Source organism: Arthrobacter sp. MYb221 (assembly GCF_002979835.1).
Taxonomy (GTDB): domain Bacteria; phylum Actinomycetota; class Actinomycetes; order Actinomycetales; family Micrococcaceae; genus Glutamicibacter.
Window position 1 is genome coordinate 1 of record NZ_PCPW01000019.1, and the last position, 15,451, is coordinate 15,451.

The following is a 15,451-nucleotide window of genomic DNA, read 5'->3' on the forward strand; positions in this document are numbered from 1 at the left end:
CTGAAAGACAATAACGTCATCTCGACGTGGCGGCTCTGAATCGCAATATCGGTGGCTCTCAAAGAGTCAAATATTCATCGGCTCAGAGCTATCTCAGCGGACTAAAAAGAATATCCACGCGCTACTATCGAGCGCATTCGATACCGCAGTCCATGACGGCAAGATGACAAAGAACGTCGCAAAGGGCGTAGGCGACCTGGACAAGGGCGAAGCACGCGAAGCGGTGTATCTGTCGAAGGCAGACCTCGTTATCATCTAGGATGCGATGCCAGAGCGCTACAAGCTATTTATTCGCGTGCTTTCAAAGACCGGTCTTCGCTACAACGAGGCAACGGCGTTGCGTAAGCGTGATATTCGGATCGAAGGCAAGCGATGCATCATCATGATCAGCCGTGCCTGGAAGGCAACGGACGAAGGCGAAAAGATCGGCCCGCCAAAAACCGAAATGGCGAAACGAAACGTCACTTGCACCTTGGAACTATCCGCGGACTTGATAGAGCACATGAAGGACATGCGGCCGGGGCAATTCTTATTCACCCGGCCGGACGGTGAGTTTCTTCGAAATAGCCATTTCCACAAATACACTTGGCAGCCCGTGATCAATGAATTGGTCAAGAGTGGTGATCTGGACGAAAAACCGTGGATTCATGAAATCCGCAAGGCGCACACGACGCACCTTTTGCAAGCGGGTGTTGCGGTCAATGTGGTGCAAGCCCGCCTCGGCCACGAAGACCCGCAAACCACTTTGAAGATTTACGCCCGGCTAGCGACCGACGATGATCAGAAGGCGGCTGATGCCCTCGGCTAAAAGGTGCATGTCGGGCTAAGTTTATCGACATGGTTTCTTGTCGCTGAATCGTTATCTCTGTTTATTGCATGCACTGGATTATTCTGCGTAGACTTCTGTATGTTTGCATAAAATAACCTGCGCATTACCCGTGCGCCATTGACATAGGAGATTCTTTGACCTCTCAAGCCTTGCCCAAGACCAGTAGCGGCATGGGCGTTGCCTCGCTTGTACTTGGCATCGTCGCAGTAGTGTTCGCTCTAATCCCGTTCATCGGTATCGCAGCGTTCTTCATTGGTGGAATTGGCCTAATTCTGGGCGTCATCGTGCTATTCCAGAAGGCGCGCAAAAAGGGAACCGCAATTGCCGGTGTAATCCTTGCTGTTGCTTCGTTCATCATTGCCGGTGCTATCACAGGCGGCACAGCGGTTGCTGTCGATGAAGCACTGAAGGACGCGGAGGCTTCTATGGAAAGCTCCGCGCCAGCGGACTCGGCAGGTGAAGAACCCGCGTCGAGCAGCGGGGGCGAAGACAAAGCCGATTCGGATGCAAAGTCCGATGATATTCCCACCGAGCATAAGTCGGCTTTGAAGAGCGCAGAAAACTACGACAGCACGATGCACATGTCTAAGGACGCACTCTTTGATCAACTGACCAGTGAATTTGATCAGTTCACTAAGGAGGCCGCACAGTACGCGGTAGACAACGTGGACGCAGACTGGAATGCGAATGCGTTAGAATCGGCCAAAAATTACCAGGAGACAATGAGTATGTCGCCTGAGGCAATTCGCACTCAATTGACCAGTGAATTTGATCAGTTCACGAAGGAGCAAGCGGATTACGCGGTTTCGAACTTGAACTAACTCCTCAGAAGACCCTCATTCCCCGAATCTTACATTCTGAATTTGTCTCCGAAAGTTGGACTAGGTAATTAAAGTCTAGACGGGTCAAGTTGCCAGGGTATGGCACCGATATTCAATCGGTGCCATACCCTGCAGTCGTTCTTGGCCCCGGACGTTGTCGTACCAGTTCAATATACTCATTGATTTCCCTGGTCAGATCTGCAACGGTGGAGAAGTATTCACCGTGATACATATCCGATTTCAGGTGGTCAAAGAAATTTTCCATCACTGAGTTATCGAAACAATTGACCTTGCGAGACATTGATTGAACCGCACCGTGGTTCGTGAGCAGGCTGCGCCACGACGAATGCTGATTATGGATCCTTTGGTGCGTGTGCACCAGCAATCCAGATGCCGGCTTCTGCGATTCGAAGGCCTCGGTCAGGCTTGCACTGGTAAACGCCGTTGTCGGCGAAGTCGAGATCGTATGGCTGATGATGCAGTGATCAAACAAATCCATGATCGGTGACAGATACAGTTTTCTGCCAGCCACCCGGAACTCGGTCACGTCGCTGACCCACTTGGTGTTCGCCGTATTGGTTTGGAACTGGCGTTTGAGTAGGTTCTCCGCGGTATGGCTGGTTTTCCCCTTATAGGAGGAGTACTTGCGTCGTATCCGGACCTCGGATTTCAGGACCAGCTGATCCATCAGCTTCCAACCCAGCTTCTTAGCCACCTTCAGCAGCTCGACTCGCGCACGGTGGTACCCAAACCGACGTTTGCTTTCGGTGAAGATTGTTTGGATGTCTTCTTTGAGCTTTTGGTGCTGGTCAGGTTCGGTGAGTCGTTGCGCTTGGTAGAAATACGTTGATCTGGCCAGCCCTGCTGCTTTGAGCAGGTCAGCTAGATCGTGGTCGGACTTGATGGTTGCGATCGCCAGCGCTTTCAGGCGTGCCCCTGGTTCCTCAAGTCCCGCAATTTTTTTAGGTATGCGTTTTCCGCTTGAACACGCTTGAGTTCGCGACGTAGCTTGTCTTCTTCACTCAAGGCCGCTGGTTTTTCGGAGCCTTTGGGTCTGCCCTTAGGTTTCAGCATCAGCGCTTCATCGCCGCCCTCACAATGTTGCTTAGTCCATTTCCCAACTAGGTTGCGTGAGCTGAGATTAAACTCTTTAGCAAGATCCATCATCGTTTCTCCGGTCGCATGCCGGTCAACGATTTCCTTCTTGATCTCAAATGAATAGACGGCTTTCGTGCGTTTTTCCATAAGACATAGCCTGCCGTGAAGCTGCCAGCTTCGATGAAGAGTGCGAACAGGTTCTCGCTTCACTCGTAGTCCAGATGAGGCTGCCATATCGTGTGCCCCTTGCTCGAAGAGGTCGACTAGTTGCTCGCGTTGATACTCGGATAGTGTGCTTCGTGCACGCATGAAAATGCTCCCTCAAAAATGTCGACTTTTTACAGTCCAACTTTCGGGGAGCAGTCCATTTCTCAGTCCAACTTCTGAGGAGCAGTTCAATCCTAGTGATCCCGGGGCTTCTTTTTGCTCGACGCCCAAATCGGCTTGACCATTGGCCGCGCGACCATGGCTCAACACGATACGCGGCCGCTCGTTACCTTCCAATCGTTTCTTTCAATCAAGGTCCGAGGGATCCTCGCGGAAATTGGCAACGCTACTGCTGCTGTCCGGCGTTCTCGGGGTCATGCGACGCAGCTGAGGCGACGCGTATCCCACCCGGACATCACAGCCTCGGCGTAGGCATGCACGGCCTGAAGGTACACCCAGTAGGCGTCCTCGACGGTGATCACGAGTGAACTTGTCTCCGGCGATTCCCAGCTTGTGGTTCCGTGCTGCGGTGTCCAGCCTTAAAAGGCTGCGATGCTTCGAGCTACCCGACCATTGAGGTATTGGTTTATTTTCTCGTCGGCTGATTGCTGCGGGTTCTCCGGCGTGGTGAGCTCATTGGCATAGTAGCGCAGCTCGGTGGAACCGGTGTTGGCCTCAGTTCCCGCCTCAGAGGCGGGCGTCATCCGAGATCCCGGGGCACTTCATCGGAGGTACAGCCGGCAAGGGGCAGCGCAATTGCCTGGGGGTGCGGGGCTAATCTCGTCAGGAATCCTCCGTCAGGCATCGGCAGGAGTTGTATCGTTCGGGGTGGAGAAATATCGTCAGACGATGCAGAACCACGGCCACCCGCCTAGCGGTTTCGTGGGCAGATCCTTCGGCCGGCAATTTCTGCGAGCAATAATCCAGTGGATAGGACAGGTCCAGGCAGGGTGGTCGAGGGCGAAATCCTTGCGGTGGCCGCGGCAATGAATATTGATGGCGCAACGTTTGCAACTCGGCTAACTCCGGTCTCCAGCAGGCTTCGGACCACCGGTTCCGGGCCCTCCCAGCTGTGGATATGATAGGTAACAAGGAGCCTTGCGAGCGAGTCCATGTCGCGGGGCTGCCGTTTACCACCTAGACTTAAACAGAACGGCCAAGCCGATGGCCAGATCGCTGAAACGGAGTGAGATCGAAAACGATGGGTAAAAACGGTTCCCAGCGGGTATCACCGGCAATTTCGGCAATCTATGCTGTGATCGCATTCCTCCTCGAGGTTGGATTGCTTTTCGCCGCCGCGCTGGCCGCCATCGCCTTCATTCCCTGGCCGACGATTCCAGCGATCCTCGTGGTCGTGGTGCCTTTGCTGATCATCTGGGCGCTGTTCTTCTCGCCTAAGGCGAAGTTCCGGCTCCGCTTGCGCACACGCTTGATGCTCATTCATCTGATCTACCTGGTCGGTGCCTACGTGCTCTGGCTGAGCGTTGATCATTCATTCACCGATCAATCGCAAATCTGGGCGATCGCGATGCTTTCCTTGACTGGAATTAGCGCAATCTTGATTCTGGCTACCGGTGGATATGTGGTTCCACATGACCGCGAGAAGCGTGCACCGGTCGCGCCGCAACCTGCACAGGATGCCAAGCGCAGCCAAAATCGTGGACGCCGCGCGGCACGCTAAGTTTTCGCTGCAAGTAATGAGGGGCTCGGTCGGCTGACCGGGCCCTTGCTCATACCCGCCACGCAAGGTTTAGACGTTCAGCAACCAGCCCAGCAGCCCGGCGGTTCCGGCCAGTGACAGCGTGCCTAACAGGAACATGATGGCGCGGGCGCGGTTTACCTCGTAGAGCAGGTGGAAGCCGACGAAGAGGGTGCTTGCCGTCGTCAACGAACCGCAGAATCCGGTCGTCAGCAACCATAGCCGGTCCGCGGCAGATATGCTGCCGGCGAAATTATCCCGAGCGAGCTCTAGTCCGTGAGCGTGCGCATAGCCAAGGAAAAGGCCCAGCGCGAAGGTTCCAACGATGTTGGCGGCGAGGATTCCCAGCGGCCAGCCACGCCAGAGGCTGTGGGTATCGCCATGGGTGGCAGGAAGCGCTCTGTCAAGCAGATATCGTCCCACCGCGCCCAGCGCCCCAGCCAGCAGCAAGAGCCCGATCATGGGCGGCCCTCGGACGCTGGGACCAGACGCAGGATGACTCGGTGGGTGGTGAAGACCGCGGCCAGGCACAGGGCGACGGTCAGGGCCAAATAGCCCAGGTAGCCGGTGGCGCTCATCGCGGTGAAGAGCAGCAGCACGGTGGACAGGGTGGTGAATGCGCCACAGAAACCGGTACCGGCGGCCAGCTGGAGCAGCGGATTCAATGGCCTGCGGGCGCCGTAGGCGCTCAGCCCGGCCAGGGCGGTGCTGCCCAGCACATTGACCAGCAATGTCGACGCGGCCCACTCGTTGGCTGGCAGGAGCATGTCCACCCCGACCCGGGCGTAGGCTCCGAGTGCGCCGCCAATTGCTACCGCAAAGAGCCGGTAGACGGTCTCCCTGCGGATCACAGTTCGCGAACCCAGATCAGCGATGCCGAGATGTAATCCAAGCCGTGCGGAATCTCGATAACCGCTCCGGGGACGAGCCCCAGGTCCTTGGCGCGGCGCAGGAAATCCGGGTCCTCGTCGCTGACCCGGCAGATGACCGCGCGCGGTCCGTCGAAGCGGTCCAGCCGTTGCGCATCGCGTGCGGCCAGCACGCCGGCGGCCGAGGGGATTGCGTCTCCGTGCGGGTCTACCGCCGGGTGGCCCAGACGTGCATGCAGCGCGTCGATGAATCGGTCGGTGACGGTATGCTCGAGCTGTTCAGCCTCGTCGTGGACCTCGTCCCAGCCGTAGCCGAGCTCATCGCGCAGGAAGGTCTCCAGGATGCGGTGCCGGCGCACCATGCGCAGCGCTTCGCGCCGCCCGGTGGCGCGAAGCGAAATGGCCCCGCGCGGAATATGGTCCACCAGGTTCTTGGCCGCCAGCTTCTGCACCATCGCGGTGGCCGAGGCGGGGGACAGGCCCAGCTGGTCGGCCAGCGCACCGGTGCCGACCGGTGTCTCTTCCCACTCGGTGAGCAGGTACAGCGCCTTGAGGTAGTCTTCCTCGCTGGTGGTCAGCTTGCGCGGATCATATCCGGGCATGGCTAGCCGCGGTTCAGATAGGGCAGGATCGCGTCGTGCAGCTTCCCGTTACTGGCCAGCGCGTTGCCTTCGTGGCAGCCCTCCACGCCGGCGATGCTGGTGAAGCGGCCGCCGGCCTCACGCACCACGGGGACCAGCGCGGCCATGTCGTAGAGCTCCAGTTCCGGTTCGAAGGCGGCGTCCACCGCGCCCTCGGCGACCAGCGCGTAGGACAGGAAATCGCCATAGCCGCGGGTGCGCCAGGCCGTCCCAAGCAGTTCGAGCAGGCCATCGAGCTTGCCGCGCTCCTTCCAGCCGTTCAGCGACGCGTAGGACAGCGAGGCGTCGGGCAGTTCAGCCACCGCCGAGACCGCCAAGCGTCGTTGGCCTTCGCTGCCCGGCTCGGTGACGAACGCCCCCAACCCGGTGGCCGCATGCCAGCGGCGGGAAAGCGCCGGAGCGGAAACCACGCCGAGCACCGGCTCGTCGTCGATGAGCAGCGCGATCAGCGTCGCCCACACCGGCACGCGGCGCACGAAGTTCTTCGTCCCGTCGATCGGGTCGATGACCCAGCGCCGGGAACCGGTGCCGTGCACCCCGAATTCCTCGCCGAGCACCGAATCTTCGGGGCGGTGCGCGGCGAGCTCTGCGAGGATCAGTTCCTCGGCGCCGCGGTCGGCGTCGGAGACCGGGGTCATATCTGGTTTGGTTTCCACCCGCAGGTCGTTCGAACCGTAGCGGGCCAAGGTGAGCGCATCGACCTTATCGGCCATCGCCAAGGCGAACTCAAGGTCTTGCTGCAAGGTATATTCGGCCATGGTGTGGTGGCGCTAGAGCGCGCCCAGCTCCTTCTCGTGCGTGGTGTCCTCGGTGGTGATCAGTCGGCGGTAGGATGCCAGCCGGGAGGCGGCGGCCGGAGGCGTTGCCGGATCCTGCACCCAGGCTTCCAGCGCGCAGCCGGCGGCGTTGGCATGGTGGTTGCAGCCGCGCGGGCAGCCGGTGGCGATATCCGCCAGCTCCTCGAAGGCGCCCAGAATATTGTCCGGATCCACCAGGCCCAGCCCGAAGGACCGGATGCCGGGGGTGTCGATCAGCCAGCCGCCGGCGGCCTCGCCCAGGCGCAGCGCCAGGGCATTCGACGAGGTGTGCCGGCCGCGGCCGGTCACCGAGTTCACCTGCCCGGTGGCACGGGTGGACCCGGTCAGCGCGTTGACCAGCGTGGATTTGCCCACCCCGGAATGGCCGAGCACCACCGAGACGCAGCCGGAGAGCAGCTCTTCAAGTTCGTGCAGCGCGCCGACCGCGAGCCGGGCGCTGGATCCGTCGGCGCCGCGCGCATCCACCCCGGTGGCTTCATCCCCGGTGGTGCGCGAGATGACTACCGGCAGTGCCAGCCCCTCGTAGTGGCCCAGGAATTCGGCAGGGTCCTTCACATCGGCTTTGGTCACGCAGAGCACCGGCTGGATCCCGGCGTCATAGGCGGCCACCAGGGCGCGGTCCACGAAGCCGGTGCGCGGCTCGGGGTTGGCAGCGGCGACCACGATCACCAGCTTGTCGACATTCGCCACGACCACCCGCGCGGTCGCGTCGGTGTCATCGGCGCTGCGGCGCAGCAGCGTGGTGCGTTCCTCGATGCGCACCAGCCGTGCCAGGGTGTCGGGCTTGCCGCTGGTGTCGCCGACCAGCGCCACCAGATCCCCGGGCACCACCGCCTGGCGGCGCAGCTCGCGGGCGCGCGCGGCGACCACGATCCGCTCCTCGGGCGTGTCCTCGTCCAGAATCGCCGTGTAGCGCCCGCGGTCCACGGTGATGATGCGTCCGATGACCGCCTTCTCGTAGGCCGGGCGCTCCTTGGTGCGCGGGCGGGAGCCCTTCTTATTCGGCCGGACCCGCACGGTGAAATCGTCGTATTCGCTGTAGCTCATCAGCCAGCCTGACCCGGTGCGCCAGGCGCCGCGGTGCCGGCCATCTGCGCCCACAGCCGCGGGAAATCTGGCATGGTCTTGGCGGTGGTGGCGATGTTTTCCACGCGCACCCCGTCGATGGCCAGACCCAGCAGGGCGCCGGCGGTGGCCATCCGGTGGTCCTCATAGCTGTGCAGGTCCGCCGCCTGCAGCACCCCGGGTTCGATGCGCAGCCCATCCTCGGTGGCGCGCACTCGGGCGCCCACCTTGGCCAGCTCGGTTTCCAGCGCGGCGAGCCTGTCGGTTTCGTGGCCGCGCAGGTGCCCGATGCCGTGCAGCGTACTCGGCGCATCGGCCAGTACGCACAGCGCCGCCAGGGTGGGGGCCAGCTCGGAGGCGTCCGCGTAGTCGATCCCGTGGATGGTCCCGGAGCCGCGCACCGAGAGCACCCCGTCCGCGGAGCGCGCGACCTCGGCGCCCATGGCGCTAAGGATCTGCACCCACTTGCCGCCGACCTGGGTGGTGTTTTCGGGCCAGAAGGGCACCCGCACGGTGCCTGCGGTGGCCAGCGCCGCGGCCAGGAACGGTCCGGCGTTGGACAGGTCCGGTTCCACGGTGACGGTGAAGCCGGCGATGGCCCCGGGGGCGATCTGCCAGCCGCGCCCGTCGGCGTCCTCCGAGACCGCAACGCCTAGTTCGCGCAGCGTGGCCACGGTCATCAGGATGTGGTCGGGACTGGCGATCTGCCCTGCGGCGGCCCGCAGGTGCAGCCCGCCGGGCAGCGCATGCCCGATGAGCAGCATCGCGGAAATGAATTGGGAGCTGGCCGAAGCATCGATGGTGACCGATTCGCGCGCGGCCACCGCGGAGGCATCCATGGTGAAGGGCAGCATTGAGGGCTGTGCGTCGAAGTCGAATTTGACGCCGAGCGCGGCCAGCGCGTCAAGCACCGGGGCCATCGGGCGCACCCGGGCGGCGGGGTCCCCGTCGAAGTGGACCTTCGCCCCGGTGACGGCCGCCAATGCGGGGACAAAGCGCATCACGGTGCCGGCCAGTCCGCAGTCCACGCGCGGGGTTTCGGCGCCCGCGGGGCCACCGGGGGTGAGCACCACCGTGGTGGAGCCGTCCTCCTGCGCGGTTCGCTGAACGCGCACGCCGAACTGCTCCAGGGCGCGCAGCATCAGTTCCGTATCGCGGCTGATCAGCGTGTTGTGGATCGTGGAGGGTGAATCTGCCAGCGCGGCCAACACCAGATACCGGTTGGTCAAGGATTTCGACGCCGGAACGCTCACCGTCGCATCCAGCGCGCCGGAGGCAAAAGGTGCCTCCCACCAGTTCAGCTCGCTTCCATGAGTGCTCACAGAGATAATCGCACTTCCTTCAAATCAGCCGTTGGACTCTTGGCACAATTCTAGCCGAGAGCGTGGCGGGAATAACCGTACAGCTACCGCGGTTGAGATAAGTGTGACGACGATTGAAGACATTCAGACGCAGCAGACGGCTTGCCCCGGTGTGAGCCGCACCCTGTCCAGCCATCGGGCCAAGCGCGTAGACTCTGTGGTGATGACTGATAACACCGTGGACACGGACTTGCCCGATGTGAGCAAGGAGACCGATCAACAACGTCGCGAGCGCTTCGAACGCGATGCGCTCGGCTATGTCGACCAGCTGTACTCGGCGGCGCTGCGCATGGCGCGCAACCCGTCGGACGCCGAAGATTTGGTGCAGGAGGCCTTCACGAAGGCCTACTCGGCATTCCATCAGTACAAGCCCGGCACGAATCTGAAGGCCTGGCTGTACCGGATTCTGACGAACACCTACATCAACCTGTACCGCAAGCGGCAGCGCGAGCCGCAACGCACCTCCACCGACACGGTCGAGGACTGGCAGATGGCCGCCGCGATGGAGCATTCCTCCACCGGGTTGCGCTCCGCGGAGGCCGAGGCCTTGGACCACCTGCCGGACTCCGATGTGAAGGCTGCGCTGCAGTCCATCGGCGAGGATTTCAGGATGGCTGTCTACTTCGTGGACGTCGAGGGCTTCAGCTACAAGGAAGCGGCCGAAATCCTCGGGGTGCCGATCGGCACGGTGATGTCTCGGTTGCATCGCGGACGCAAGTCGTTGCGTGAACTACTCGCAGATTATGCAGCCGACCGCGGCATCAAGCCGGCGGAGAGCAAAACCAAGGCCACAGCGAAGAAAGCAGAGAAGTAGCGATGGACTGTAACTCATTGGGGGATTGCGCCGATGACCGCATGGTGCGCATCTATGAATACCTAGACGGTGCGTTGACGCTAAATGACCTCAAAGACGTCAAGGCACACCTGGACCACTGCCCGGAATGCACCGAGCAGTACGACCTGGAATGCATTATCCGTTCGGTGGTGCGCCGCAGCTGCCAGGAGCATGCCCCGCAGCAGCTGAAGGCGAATATCATCACGCGTATTTCGCAGATTCGGATCGAATCCGGACACTGATTTTCACGCTTTTGCCGCCGGTGCGAGGCGCAGGCGGCCAAAGGGCATAAGAAAAACCCCGTATCCTTCGAAAAAAACGTCGAATGCTACGGGGTTCTTTTTACTCGCATCGCTTAGCTGTTTGGGCGCTTGCCATGGTTGGCACCGCCACGCTTGCGATCTTTACGCTTACGCGAACGCTTCGACATGGTGACTCCTTTGCGCGATCAATATTTCTCTTCCCGATTTCTCGGGTCGGCTAGTAGTCTTTCACACCTTGATGTGATTTCCCTAACCAGAGGCCCGGGCCGCGATTCGCGGTCCGACGGCTTAGCTGGCGTCGGGTTCAGGCAGGTCCAGCCAGGAGTACCAACCGCGGTGCAGCACCAGCCACGCCATCAGCCCATAGCCGGCCTGTCCGGGCACTCCGCCGGAAGCCGTCAGGTCGCTGCGCCACTGCGAATGCGCCCGCAAGGGCGTGAAGGTGTCGATGTAGTGGTGGTTGCGGCGCAGGGCCACATCCGAATAGACCCGATTTAATTCCGCCACACGTTCGTTGCGCGCGTCGTCCAAGCCCGGGGCCGGACCGACGAGCAAGGCCTTGATGCTCATCTGCGAGGCCGAGTCGAGAATGTTTGCCAGGTTCAACCGGCTGCGCGCGGTGGTCAGCCCGAGGTCGACATCGCGATCGGAGAGCGCGATGACCAGACGGTTTTCCACCTGATCGCCGAAACGGCGGGAGGCTTCCCCCATCCAGCGTTCGGCCAAGGCCTCGGAACCTTCGGCGGGGCTGGCGAGCACGAAGGACTGCAAGCGCAATGCCGGGTCCTGGGTCCGAGCCAGCACGCGGCCGAACCAGCCCAGCGCACGCGGGTCGCCATGTCCTGCAAGTAGCTCATCGCCGATGGCGGTGATGCGGATGGTGCGAAACTCCAACTTGGCGACCTTTCGTTGGGAAATCTGAATCTTTGTCAACCTTAGCAGTGTTGACTTGCCGGATCGGGGAGGACAAGGCGGGTTAAATGCCACAGCCGGCGAACCCGGCTCCGTGTTGACGGGGTCGGGTTCGCCGGCTGTGCGCCGTTCAACCGAGCGTGTCGGCTAGCGGGCGAAGGCCTGCTTCAGCAGCACCGCGGCTTCGGCGTCGTGACGCTTGGCGGTACCGGCAGAGGTCGCGGCCGAGGCCGGACGCGAGACCAGGGTGACCTTCTTCTCCAGCTCCGGGGCGACGTACAGGCCGAAGAACGGCCATGGGCCCTGGTTGGCTGGTTCGTCCTGAACCCACGAAACCGTGGCGTTCGGGTACTTGGCCAGCTCGGCAGCGATCTGCTCGGCCGGAGCCGGGTAGAGCTGCTCGACGCGGACGATCGCGACCTTCTCGTCCTGCGCCTTGGTGCGCGCGGCGAGCAGTTCGTAGTACAGGCGACCGGAAACCAGCAGCACCTTCTCCACGGCATCCGCGTTGGCGATCGACTTGTCGCCGATGACCTCCTGGAAGCCGCCGGTGGTGAAGTCCTCCACCGAAGTGGCCGCGGCCTTCAAGCGAAGCAGCTGCTTCGGGGTGAAGACGATCAGCGGCTTGCGTGGCCGGGCGTAGGCCTGGCGGCGCAGCAGGTGGAAGTGGTTGGCACCGTTCGAAGGCTGGGCGACCACCATGTTGTTCTCCGCGCACATCTGCAAGAAGCGTTCGATGCGCGCCGAGGAGTGGTCCGGCCCCTGGCCTTCGTAGCCGTGCGGCAGCAGCATCACCAGGGAGGTGGACTGCGACCACTTCTGCTCGGCCGAGGAGATGAACTCGTCGATCACGGTCTGCGCGCCGTTGACGAAGTCACCGAACTGCGCTTCCCACATCACCAGCGCATCCGGGCGCTCCACCGAGTAGCCGTATTCGAAGCCGAGGGCCGCGTATTCCGAAAGCAGCGAGTCGTAGATCCACAGCGGTGCCTGGCCTTCGCTCAGGTGGTGCAGCGGGTACCACTCGTTGTCGTTCTCGCGGTCGTGGAAGACCGAGTGGCGCTGCACGAAGGTGCCGCGGCGCGAGTCCTGGCCTGCCAGACGAACCGGCACGCCTTCCATGGACAGCGAGCCGAGGGCCGCCAGCTCGGCGAAGCCCCAGTCGATGCCGCCTTCGCGGGACATCTTCTCGCGGCGTTCGAGCAATGCCTTGAGCTTGGTGTGCATGGTGAAGTCTTCGGGCACCGCCAGGTGGGCCGCGCCGATCTTCGCCAGCGTCTGCTCGCTGATCGCCGATCCGCGGGCGCCGTCGACGGTGTTCTCGTCGGCGGCCTGCGCGAAAGGCTTCTCCAGGTCGTTGATGGTCGAACCCGGGGTGATGATCGGGATCGGGGAGGTCTGGGCGGCATGCGTCTCGGAGAAGATGCGCTCCAGGTTCTCCTTGTATTCGGCCAGCACGTTCTCGGCTTCTTCCGCGGTGATGTCCCCGCGGCCGACGAGGGCCTCGGTGTACAGCTTGCGGGTGGAGCGCTTCGCCTCGATCAGGTTGTACATGATCGGCTGGGTCATCGAGGGGTCGTCGCCCTCGTTGTGGCCGCGGCGGCGGTAGCAGATGAGGTCGATGACCACGTCCTTGCCGAACTTCTGGCGGTACTCGAAGGCCATCTGGCCCACGTGCACCACTGCCTCCGGGTCATCCCCGTTGACGTGGAAGATCGGTGCCTGCACGGTGCGTGCCACGTCGGTGGCGTACACGGAAGAGCGCGAAGAACTCGGAGCGGTGGTGAAGCCGATCTGGTTGTTCACGATCACGTGCACGGTGCCGCCGGTCTTGTAGCCGGGCAGCTGGCTCATCGCGAGCACCTCGGAGACGACGCCCTGGCCGGCGAAGGCCGCATCGCCGTGCACCAGGATCGGCAGCACGTTGTTCTTCGAGCCCATGCGGTCCAGCTTCGCGCGGGTGATGCCCTCGAGCACCGGATCCACGGCTTCCAGATGCGACGGGTTGGCCGCCAGGTAGACCTTGGTGGCGTTGCCGGCGTCCGAGGTGTAGGAGCCCTCGGTGCCCAGGTGGTACTTCACATCGCCCGAACCCTGGACGGAGCCCGGGGTTGCGGTGCCTTCGAATTCGCGGAAGACCTGTGCGTAGGTCTTGCCGGCGATGTTTGTCAGCACGTTCAAGCGGCCGCGGTGCGCCATGCCGATGGCCACCTCGTCCAGCTGCTCGTCGGCGGCGTCGGAGATGATCGCGTCGAGCAATGGAATCAGCGACTCACCGCCCTCCAGGGAGAAGCGCTTCTGGCCGACGAACTTGGTCTGCAAGAAGGTTTCGAAGGCCTCGGCGGCGTTCAGCTTGCTCAGGATGCGCAGCTGCTCGTCGCGGGTCGGCTTCGCGTAGCCGGACTCCAGCTTCGCCTGGAACCACTCGCGCTCTTCCGGGTTCTGCAGGTGCATGTACTCGGTCCCGGTGGTGCGGCAGTAGGCGTCGCGCAGGATGCCCAGCACGTCGCGCAGCAGCGCGCGGTTCTTGCCGCCCAGCCCGCCGGCAACCCATTCGCGATCCAGATCCCACAGGGTCAGCCCATAGGTCTGGATGTCCAGGTCCGGGTGCTTGCGCTGGACGTATTCCAGCGGGTTGGTATCGGCCATCAGGTGGCCGCGCACGCGGTAGGAGTTGATCAAGTGCTGGATGCGCGCGACCTTGTTGACCGCCAGGTCGACGTCGACCTGGTTGTCGATGGCCCAGCGCACCGGCTCGTAAGGGATGCGCAGCTGCTCGAAGATCTCATCGTAGAAGCCCTGCTCGCCGAGCAGCAGCGCCTCGACCAGCTTCAGGAATTCGCCCGAACCGGCACCCTGGATGACGCGGTGGTCATAGGTGGAAGTCAGCGTGATGTGCTTGCCGATGCCGAGGGACGCGACGGTCTTCTCGGATGATCCGCGGTACTCGGCCGGGTATTCCAGCGCGCCGACACCGATGATCGCTGCCTGGCCCTTGGACAGGCGCGGCACCGAGTGCACGGTGCCGATGCCACCGGGGTTGGTCAGCGACACGGTGGTGCCGGAGTAATCGTCGGCGGTCAGCTTGTTGTTGCGGGCCCGCTTGATCAGGTCCTCGTAGGTGGCCCAGAACTCGTTGAAGCTCAGGGTCTCGGCGACCTTGATATTCGGGACCGCGAGCATGCGCGAGCCGTCCGGCTTTGGCATGTCGATGGCGATGCCGAAGTTCACGTGGGCCGGCTGGACGGCGGTCGGCTTCTTGTCGATCACATCGTAGGTGACGTTCATCGACGGGATCTGCTTCAGCGCGCGAATCACGGCGAAGCCGATCAGGTGGGTGAAGGAGATCTTGCCGCCGCGGGCGCGCTTGAGGTGGTTGTTGATGACGATGCGGTTATCGATCATCACCTTGGCCGGAACCGCGCGCACGGTGGTGGCGGTCGGCACGGTGAGGGAAGCATCCATATTGGTTGCGATGGCCTTCATTGGCCCGCGCAACGGGGTGCGCTTCTCCTCGCCGTACAGCCCGGTGGAAGGCGTTGCCTTCGGAGCCTGGGCCGGAATCGGAGCAGTCTTCGGCGCTGCTTCCTTTGCTGCTGGTTCGGCTTTGGCCGCGGCCGGCGCGGGAGCCGATTCGGTGCTGCGCGCCTCGGCCGCGGCGCGTGGTGCGCCCTGGCCGTTGGCTACAGGAGCAGGTTTCGCCGCCGCTGCCGCCGCCGCCGGCGGCGCGCTCGGCGCGGCCTTGGCCGCGGATGCTGCCGGTGCTGCCGGTGCGTTGTTTTCGGTGGTGAGGGACTCGAAAATGTCCCACCATTTCTTATCGACCGAGTTCTTATCGACGAGATACTGCTGGTACAGCTCGTCTACTAGCCACTCGTTTCCACCAAACTCTTCAGTAAGTCGGTGGTGTGCTTGCTCTGGCACGTGCAACGCCTCTTCCCTGATTTCTACGTTGTTCTAGCTTGAGCCGGTGGTAGCCCGAGGACGTGAATAATGGCCACCGATACTCACAAGATTTCTAGACCTGCGCCCC

18 protein-coding genes are annotated in these 15,451 nt (G+C 62.3%); 5 read left to right on the top strand and 13 right to left on the bottom strand.

All coding sequences use genetic code 11. The features are described from left to right. Nucleotides 1–265: 265 nt before the first annotated feature. Both CQ015_RS17195 and CQ015_RS17200 read left to right on the top strand, forming a co-directional pair. Nucleotides 266–808, top strand: coding sequence for a site-specific integrase (locus tag CQ015_RS17195; RefSeq protein ID WP_105650719.1), 543 nt, complete (start codon nucleotides 266–268; stop codon nucleotides 806–808). 155 nt (nucleotides 809–963) lie between these two features. Beyond that, nucleotides 964–1,650, top strand: coding sequence for an Ltp family lipoprotein (locus CQ015_RS17200; protein WP_219844328.1), 687 nt, complete (start codon nucleotides 964–966; stop codon nucleotides 1,648–1,650). Nucleotides 1,651–1,734: 84 nt separating this feature from the next. On the opposite strand, the gene CQ015_RS19640 is transcribed toward CQ015_RS17200, so the two are convergent. From CQ015_RS19640 to CQ015_RS19080, 4 genes are all read right to left on the bottom strand, one after another. Further along, a complete protein-coding gene (locus tag CQ015_RS19640; protein WP_374955700.1) occupies nucleotides 1,735–1,785 on the bottom strand; it encodes a hypothetical protein in 51 nt (16 codons plus the stop codon). Further along, complete coding sequence (locus tag CQ015_RS19155) at nucleotides 1,763–2,620, bottom strand: IS3 family transposase (protein WP_219844330.1); 858 nt, start codon at nucleotides 2,618–2,620, stop codon at nucleotides 1,763–1,765. The genes CQ015_RS19640 and CQ015_RS19155 overlap by 23 nt, the downstream gene beginning before the upstream one ends. Then, a complete protein-coding gene (locus CQ015_RS19160; protein WP_219844329.1) occupies nucleotides 2,575–2,895 on the bottom strand; it encodes a helix-turn-helix domain-containing protein in 321 nt (106 codons plus the stop codon). Before CQ015_RS19160 ends, CQ015_RS19155 begins: the two co-directional genes overlap by 46 nt. Before the next feature lie 599 nt (nucleotides 2,896–3,494). Next, complete coding sequence (locus CQ015_RS19080) at nucleotides 3,495–3,659, bottom strand: hypothetical protein (protein ID WP_181150453.1); 165 nt, start codon at nucleotides 3,657–3,659, stop codon at nucleotides 3,495–3,497. A 551-nt stretch (nucleotides 3,660–4,210) separates the two neighbouring features. On the opposite strand from CQ015_RS19080, the gene CQ015_RS17210 reads away from it, so the two are divergent. Then, complete coding sequence (locus CQ015_RS17210; protein ID WP_181150454.1) at nucleotides 4,211–4,636, top strand: DUF2568 domain-containing protein; 426 nt, start codon at nucleotides 4,211–4,213, stop codon at nucleotides 4,634–4,636. Nucleotides 4,637–4,705: 69 nt separating this feature from the next. Here CQ015_RS17210 and CQ015_RS17215 read toward each other — a convergent pair whose 3' ends face one another. The 6 genes from CQ015_RS17215 to aroA are packed head-to-tail and all read right to left on the bottom strand — an operon-like array spanning nucleotide 4,706 to nucleotide 9,369. After that, the gene (locus CQ015_RS17215) at nucleotides 4,706–5,116 is read right to left on the bottom strand and encodes a CrcB family protein (protein ID WP_105650720.1); all 411 of its coding nucleotides are present in this window, start codon (nucleotides 5,114–5,116) and stop codon (nucleotides 4,706–4,708) included. Beyond that, on the bottom strand, nucleotides 5,113–5,505 hold the full coding sequence (locus tag CQ015_RS17220; RefSeq protein WP_181150455.1) for a CrcB family protein: 393 nt from the start codon (nucleotides 5,503–5,505) through the stop codon (nucleotides 5,113–5,115). Before CQ015_RS17220 ends, CQ015_RS17215 begins: the two co-directional genes overlap by 4 nt. Next, nucleotides 5,502–6,125 carry a metal-dependent transcriptional regulator gene (locus CQ015_RS17225; protein WP_105554295.1) on the bottom strand — a complete coding sequence of 208 codons (624 nt, stop codon included), beginning with the start codon at nucleotides 6,123–6,125 and terminating at the stop codon, nucleotides 5,502–5,504. Before CQ015_RS17225 ends, CQ015_RS17220 begins: the two co-directional genes overlap by 4 nt. Nucleotides 6,126–6,127: 2 nt before the next feature. Beyond that, complete coding sequence (locus CQ015_RS17230) at nucleotides 6,128–6,922, bottom strand: inositol monophosphatase family protein (protein ID WP_105554294.1); 795 nt, start codon at nucleotides 6,920–6,922, stop codon at nucleotides 6,128–6,130. A gap of 12 nt (nucleotides 6,923–6,934) precedes the next feature. Next, nucleotides 6,935–8,029, bottom strand: coding sequence for a ribosome small subunit-dependent GTPase A (locus CQ015_RS17235; RefSeq protein WP_105650738.1), 1,095 nt, complete (start codon nucleotides 8,027–8,029; stop codon nucleotides 6,935–6,937). Then, the gene (aroA, locus tag CQ015_RS17240; RefSeq protein WP_258138800.1) at nucleotides 8,029–9,369 is read right to left on the bottom strand and encodes a 3-phosphoshikimate 1-carboxyvinyltransferase; all 1,341 of its coding nucleotides are present in this window, start codon (nucleotides 9,367–9,369) and stop codon (nucleotides 8,029–8,031) included. The genes CQ015_RS17235 and aroA overlap by 1 nt, the downstream gene beginning before the upstream one ends. A 202-nt stretch (nucleotides 9,370–9,571) precedes the next feature. Here aroA and CQ015_RS17245 point away from each other — a divergent pair, with 202 nt between their 5' ends. Both CQ015_RS17245 and rsrA read left to right on the top strand, forming a co-directional pair. After that, nucleotides 9,572–10,222, top strand: coding sequence for a sigma-70 family RNA polymerase sigma factor (locus CQ015_RS17245; protein WP_096284260.1), 651 nt, complete (start codon nucleotides 9,572–9,574; stop codon nucleotides 10,220–10,222). A gap of 2 nt (nucleotides 10,223–10,224) precedes the next feature. Next, nucleotides 10,225–10,485 carry a mycothiol system anti-sigma-R factor gene (gene rsrA / locus CQ015_RS17250; RefSeq protein WP_096283949.1) on the top strand — a complete coding sequence of 87 codons (261 nt, stop codon included), beginning with the start codon at nucleotides 10,225–10,227 and terminating at the stop codon, nucleotides 10,483–10,485. Between the two features lie 113 nt (nucleotides 10,486–10,598). On the opposite strand, the gene CQ015_RS19645 is transcribed toward rsrA, so the two are convergent. The 3 genes from CQ015_RS19645 to CQ015_RS17260 all read right to left on the bottom strand — a co-directional run bounded on the left by CQ015_RS19645 (nucleotide 10,599) and on the right by CQ015_RS17260 (nucleotide 15,342). After that, nucleotides 10,599–10,673, bottom strand: coding sequence for a 50S ribosomal protein bL37 (locus CQ015_RS19645; RefSeq protein WP_374954809.1), 75 nt, complete (start codon nucleotides 10,671–10,673; stop codon nucleotides 10,599–10,601). A 121-nt stretch (nucleotides 10,674–10,794) separates the two neighbouring features. Then, on the bottom strand, nucleotides 10,795–11,400 hold the full coding sequence (locus CQ015_RS17255) for a GDSL-type esterase/lipase family protein (RefSeq protein WP_105554291.1): 606 nt from the start codon (nucleotides 11,398–11,400) through the stop codon (nucleotides 10,795–10,797). A 165-nt stretch (nucleotides 11,401–11,565) separates the two neighbouring features. Next, nucleotides 11,566–15,342 (bottom strand): multifunctional oxoglutarate decarboxylase/oxoglutarate dehydrogenase thiamine pyrophosphate-binding subunit/dihydrolipoyllysine-residue succinyltransferase subunit, encoded by a 3,777-nt coding sequence (locus tag CQ015_RS17260; protein WP_105650723.1) that lies wholly within the window; start codon nucleotides 15,340–15,342, stop codon nucleotides 11,566–11,568. Between the last annotated feature and the right edge of the window lie 109 nt (nucleotides 15,343–15,451).

Coding starts and splice junctions, on each gene's coding strand:
- CQ015_RS17195 (WP_105650719.1), top strand. CDS start 266: ATGCCAGAGCGCTACAAGCTATTTATTCGCGTGCTTTCAAAGACCGGT.
- CQ015_RS19160 (WP_219844329.1), bottom strand. CDS start 2,895: ATGGAAAAACGCACGAAAGCCGTCTATTCATTTGAGATCAAGAAGGAA.
- CQ015_RS19080 (WP_181150453.1), bottom strand. CDS start 3,659: ATGACGCCCGCCTCTGAGGCGGGAACTGAGGCCAACACCGGTTCCACC.
- CQ015_RS17215 (WP_105650720.1), bottom strand. CDS start 5,116: ATGATCGGGCTCTTGCTGCTGGCTGGGGCGCTGGGCGCGGTGGGACGA.
- CQ015_RS17225 (WP_105554295.1), bottom strand. CDS start 6,125: ATGCCCGGATATGATCCGCGCAAGCTGACCACCAGCGAGGAAGACTAC.
- CQ015_RS17230 (WP_105554294.1), bottom strand. CDS start 6,922: ATGGCCGAATATACCTTGCAGCAAGACCTTGAGTTCGCCTTGGCGATG.
- CQ015_RS17235 (WP_105650738.1), bottom strand. CDS start 8,029: ATGAGCTACAGCGAATACGACGATTTCACCGTGCGGGTCCGGCCGAAT.
- CQ015_RS17245 (WP_096284260.1), top strand. CDS start 9,572: ATGACTGATAACACCGTGGACACGGACTTGCCCGATGTGAGCAAGGAG.
- rsrA (WP_096283949.1), top strand. CDS start 10,225: ATGGACTGTAACTCATTGGGGGATTGCGCCGATGACCGCATGGTGCGC.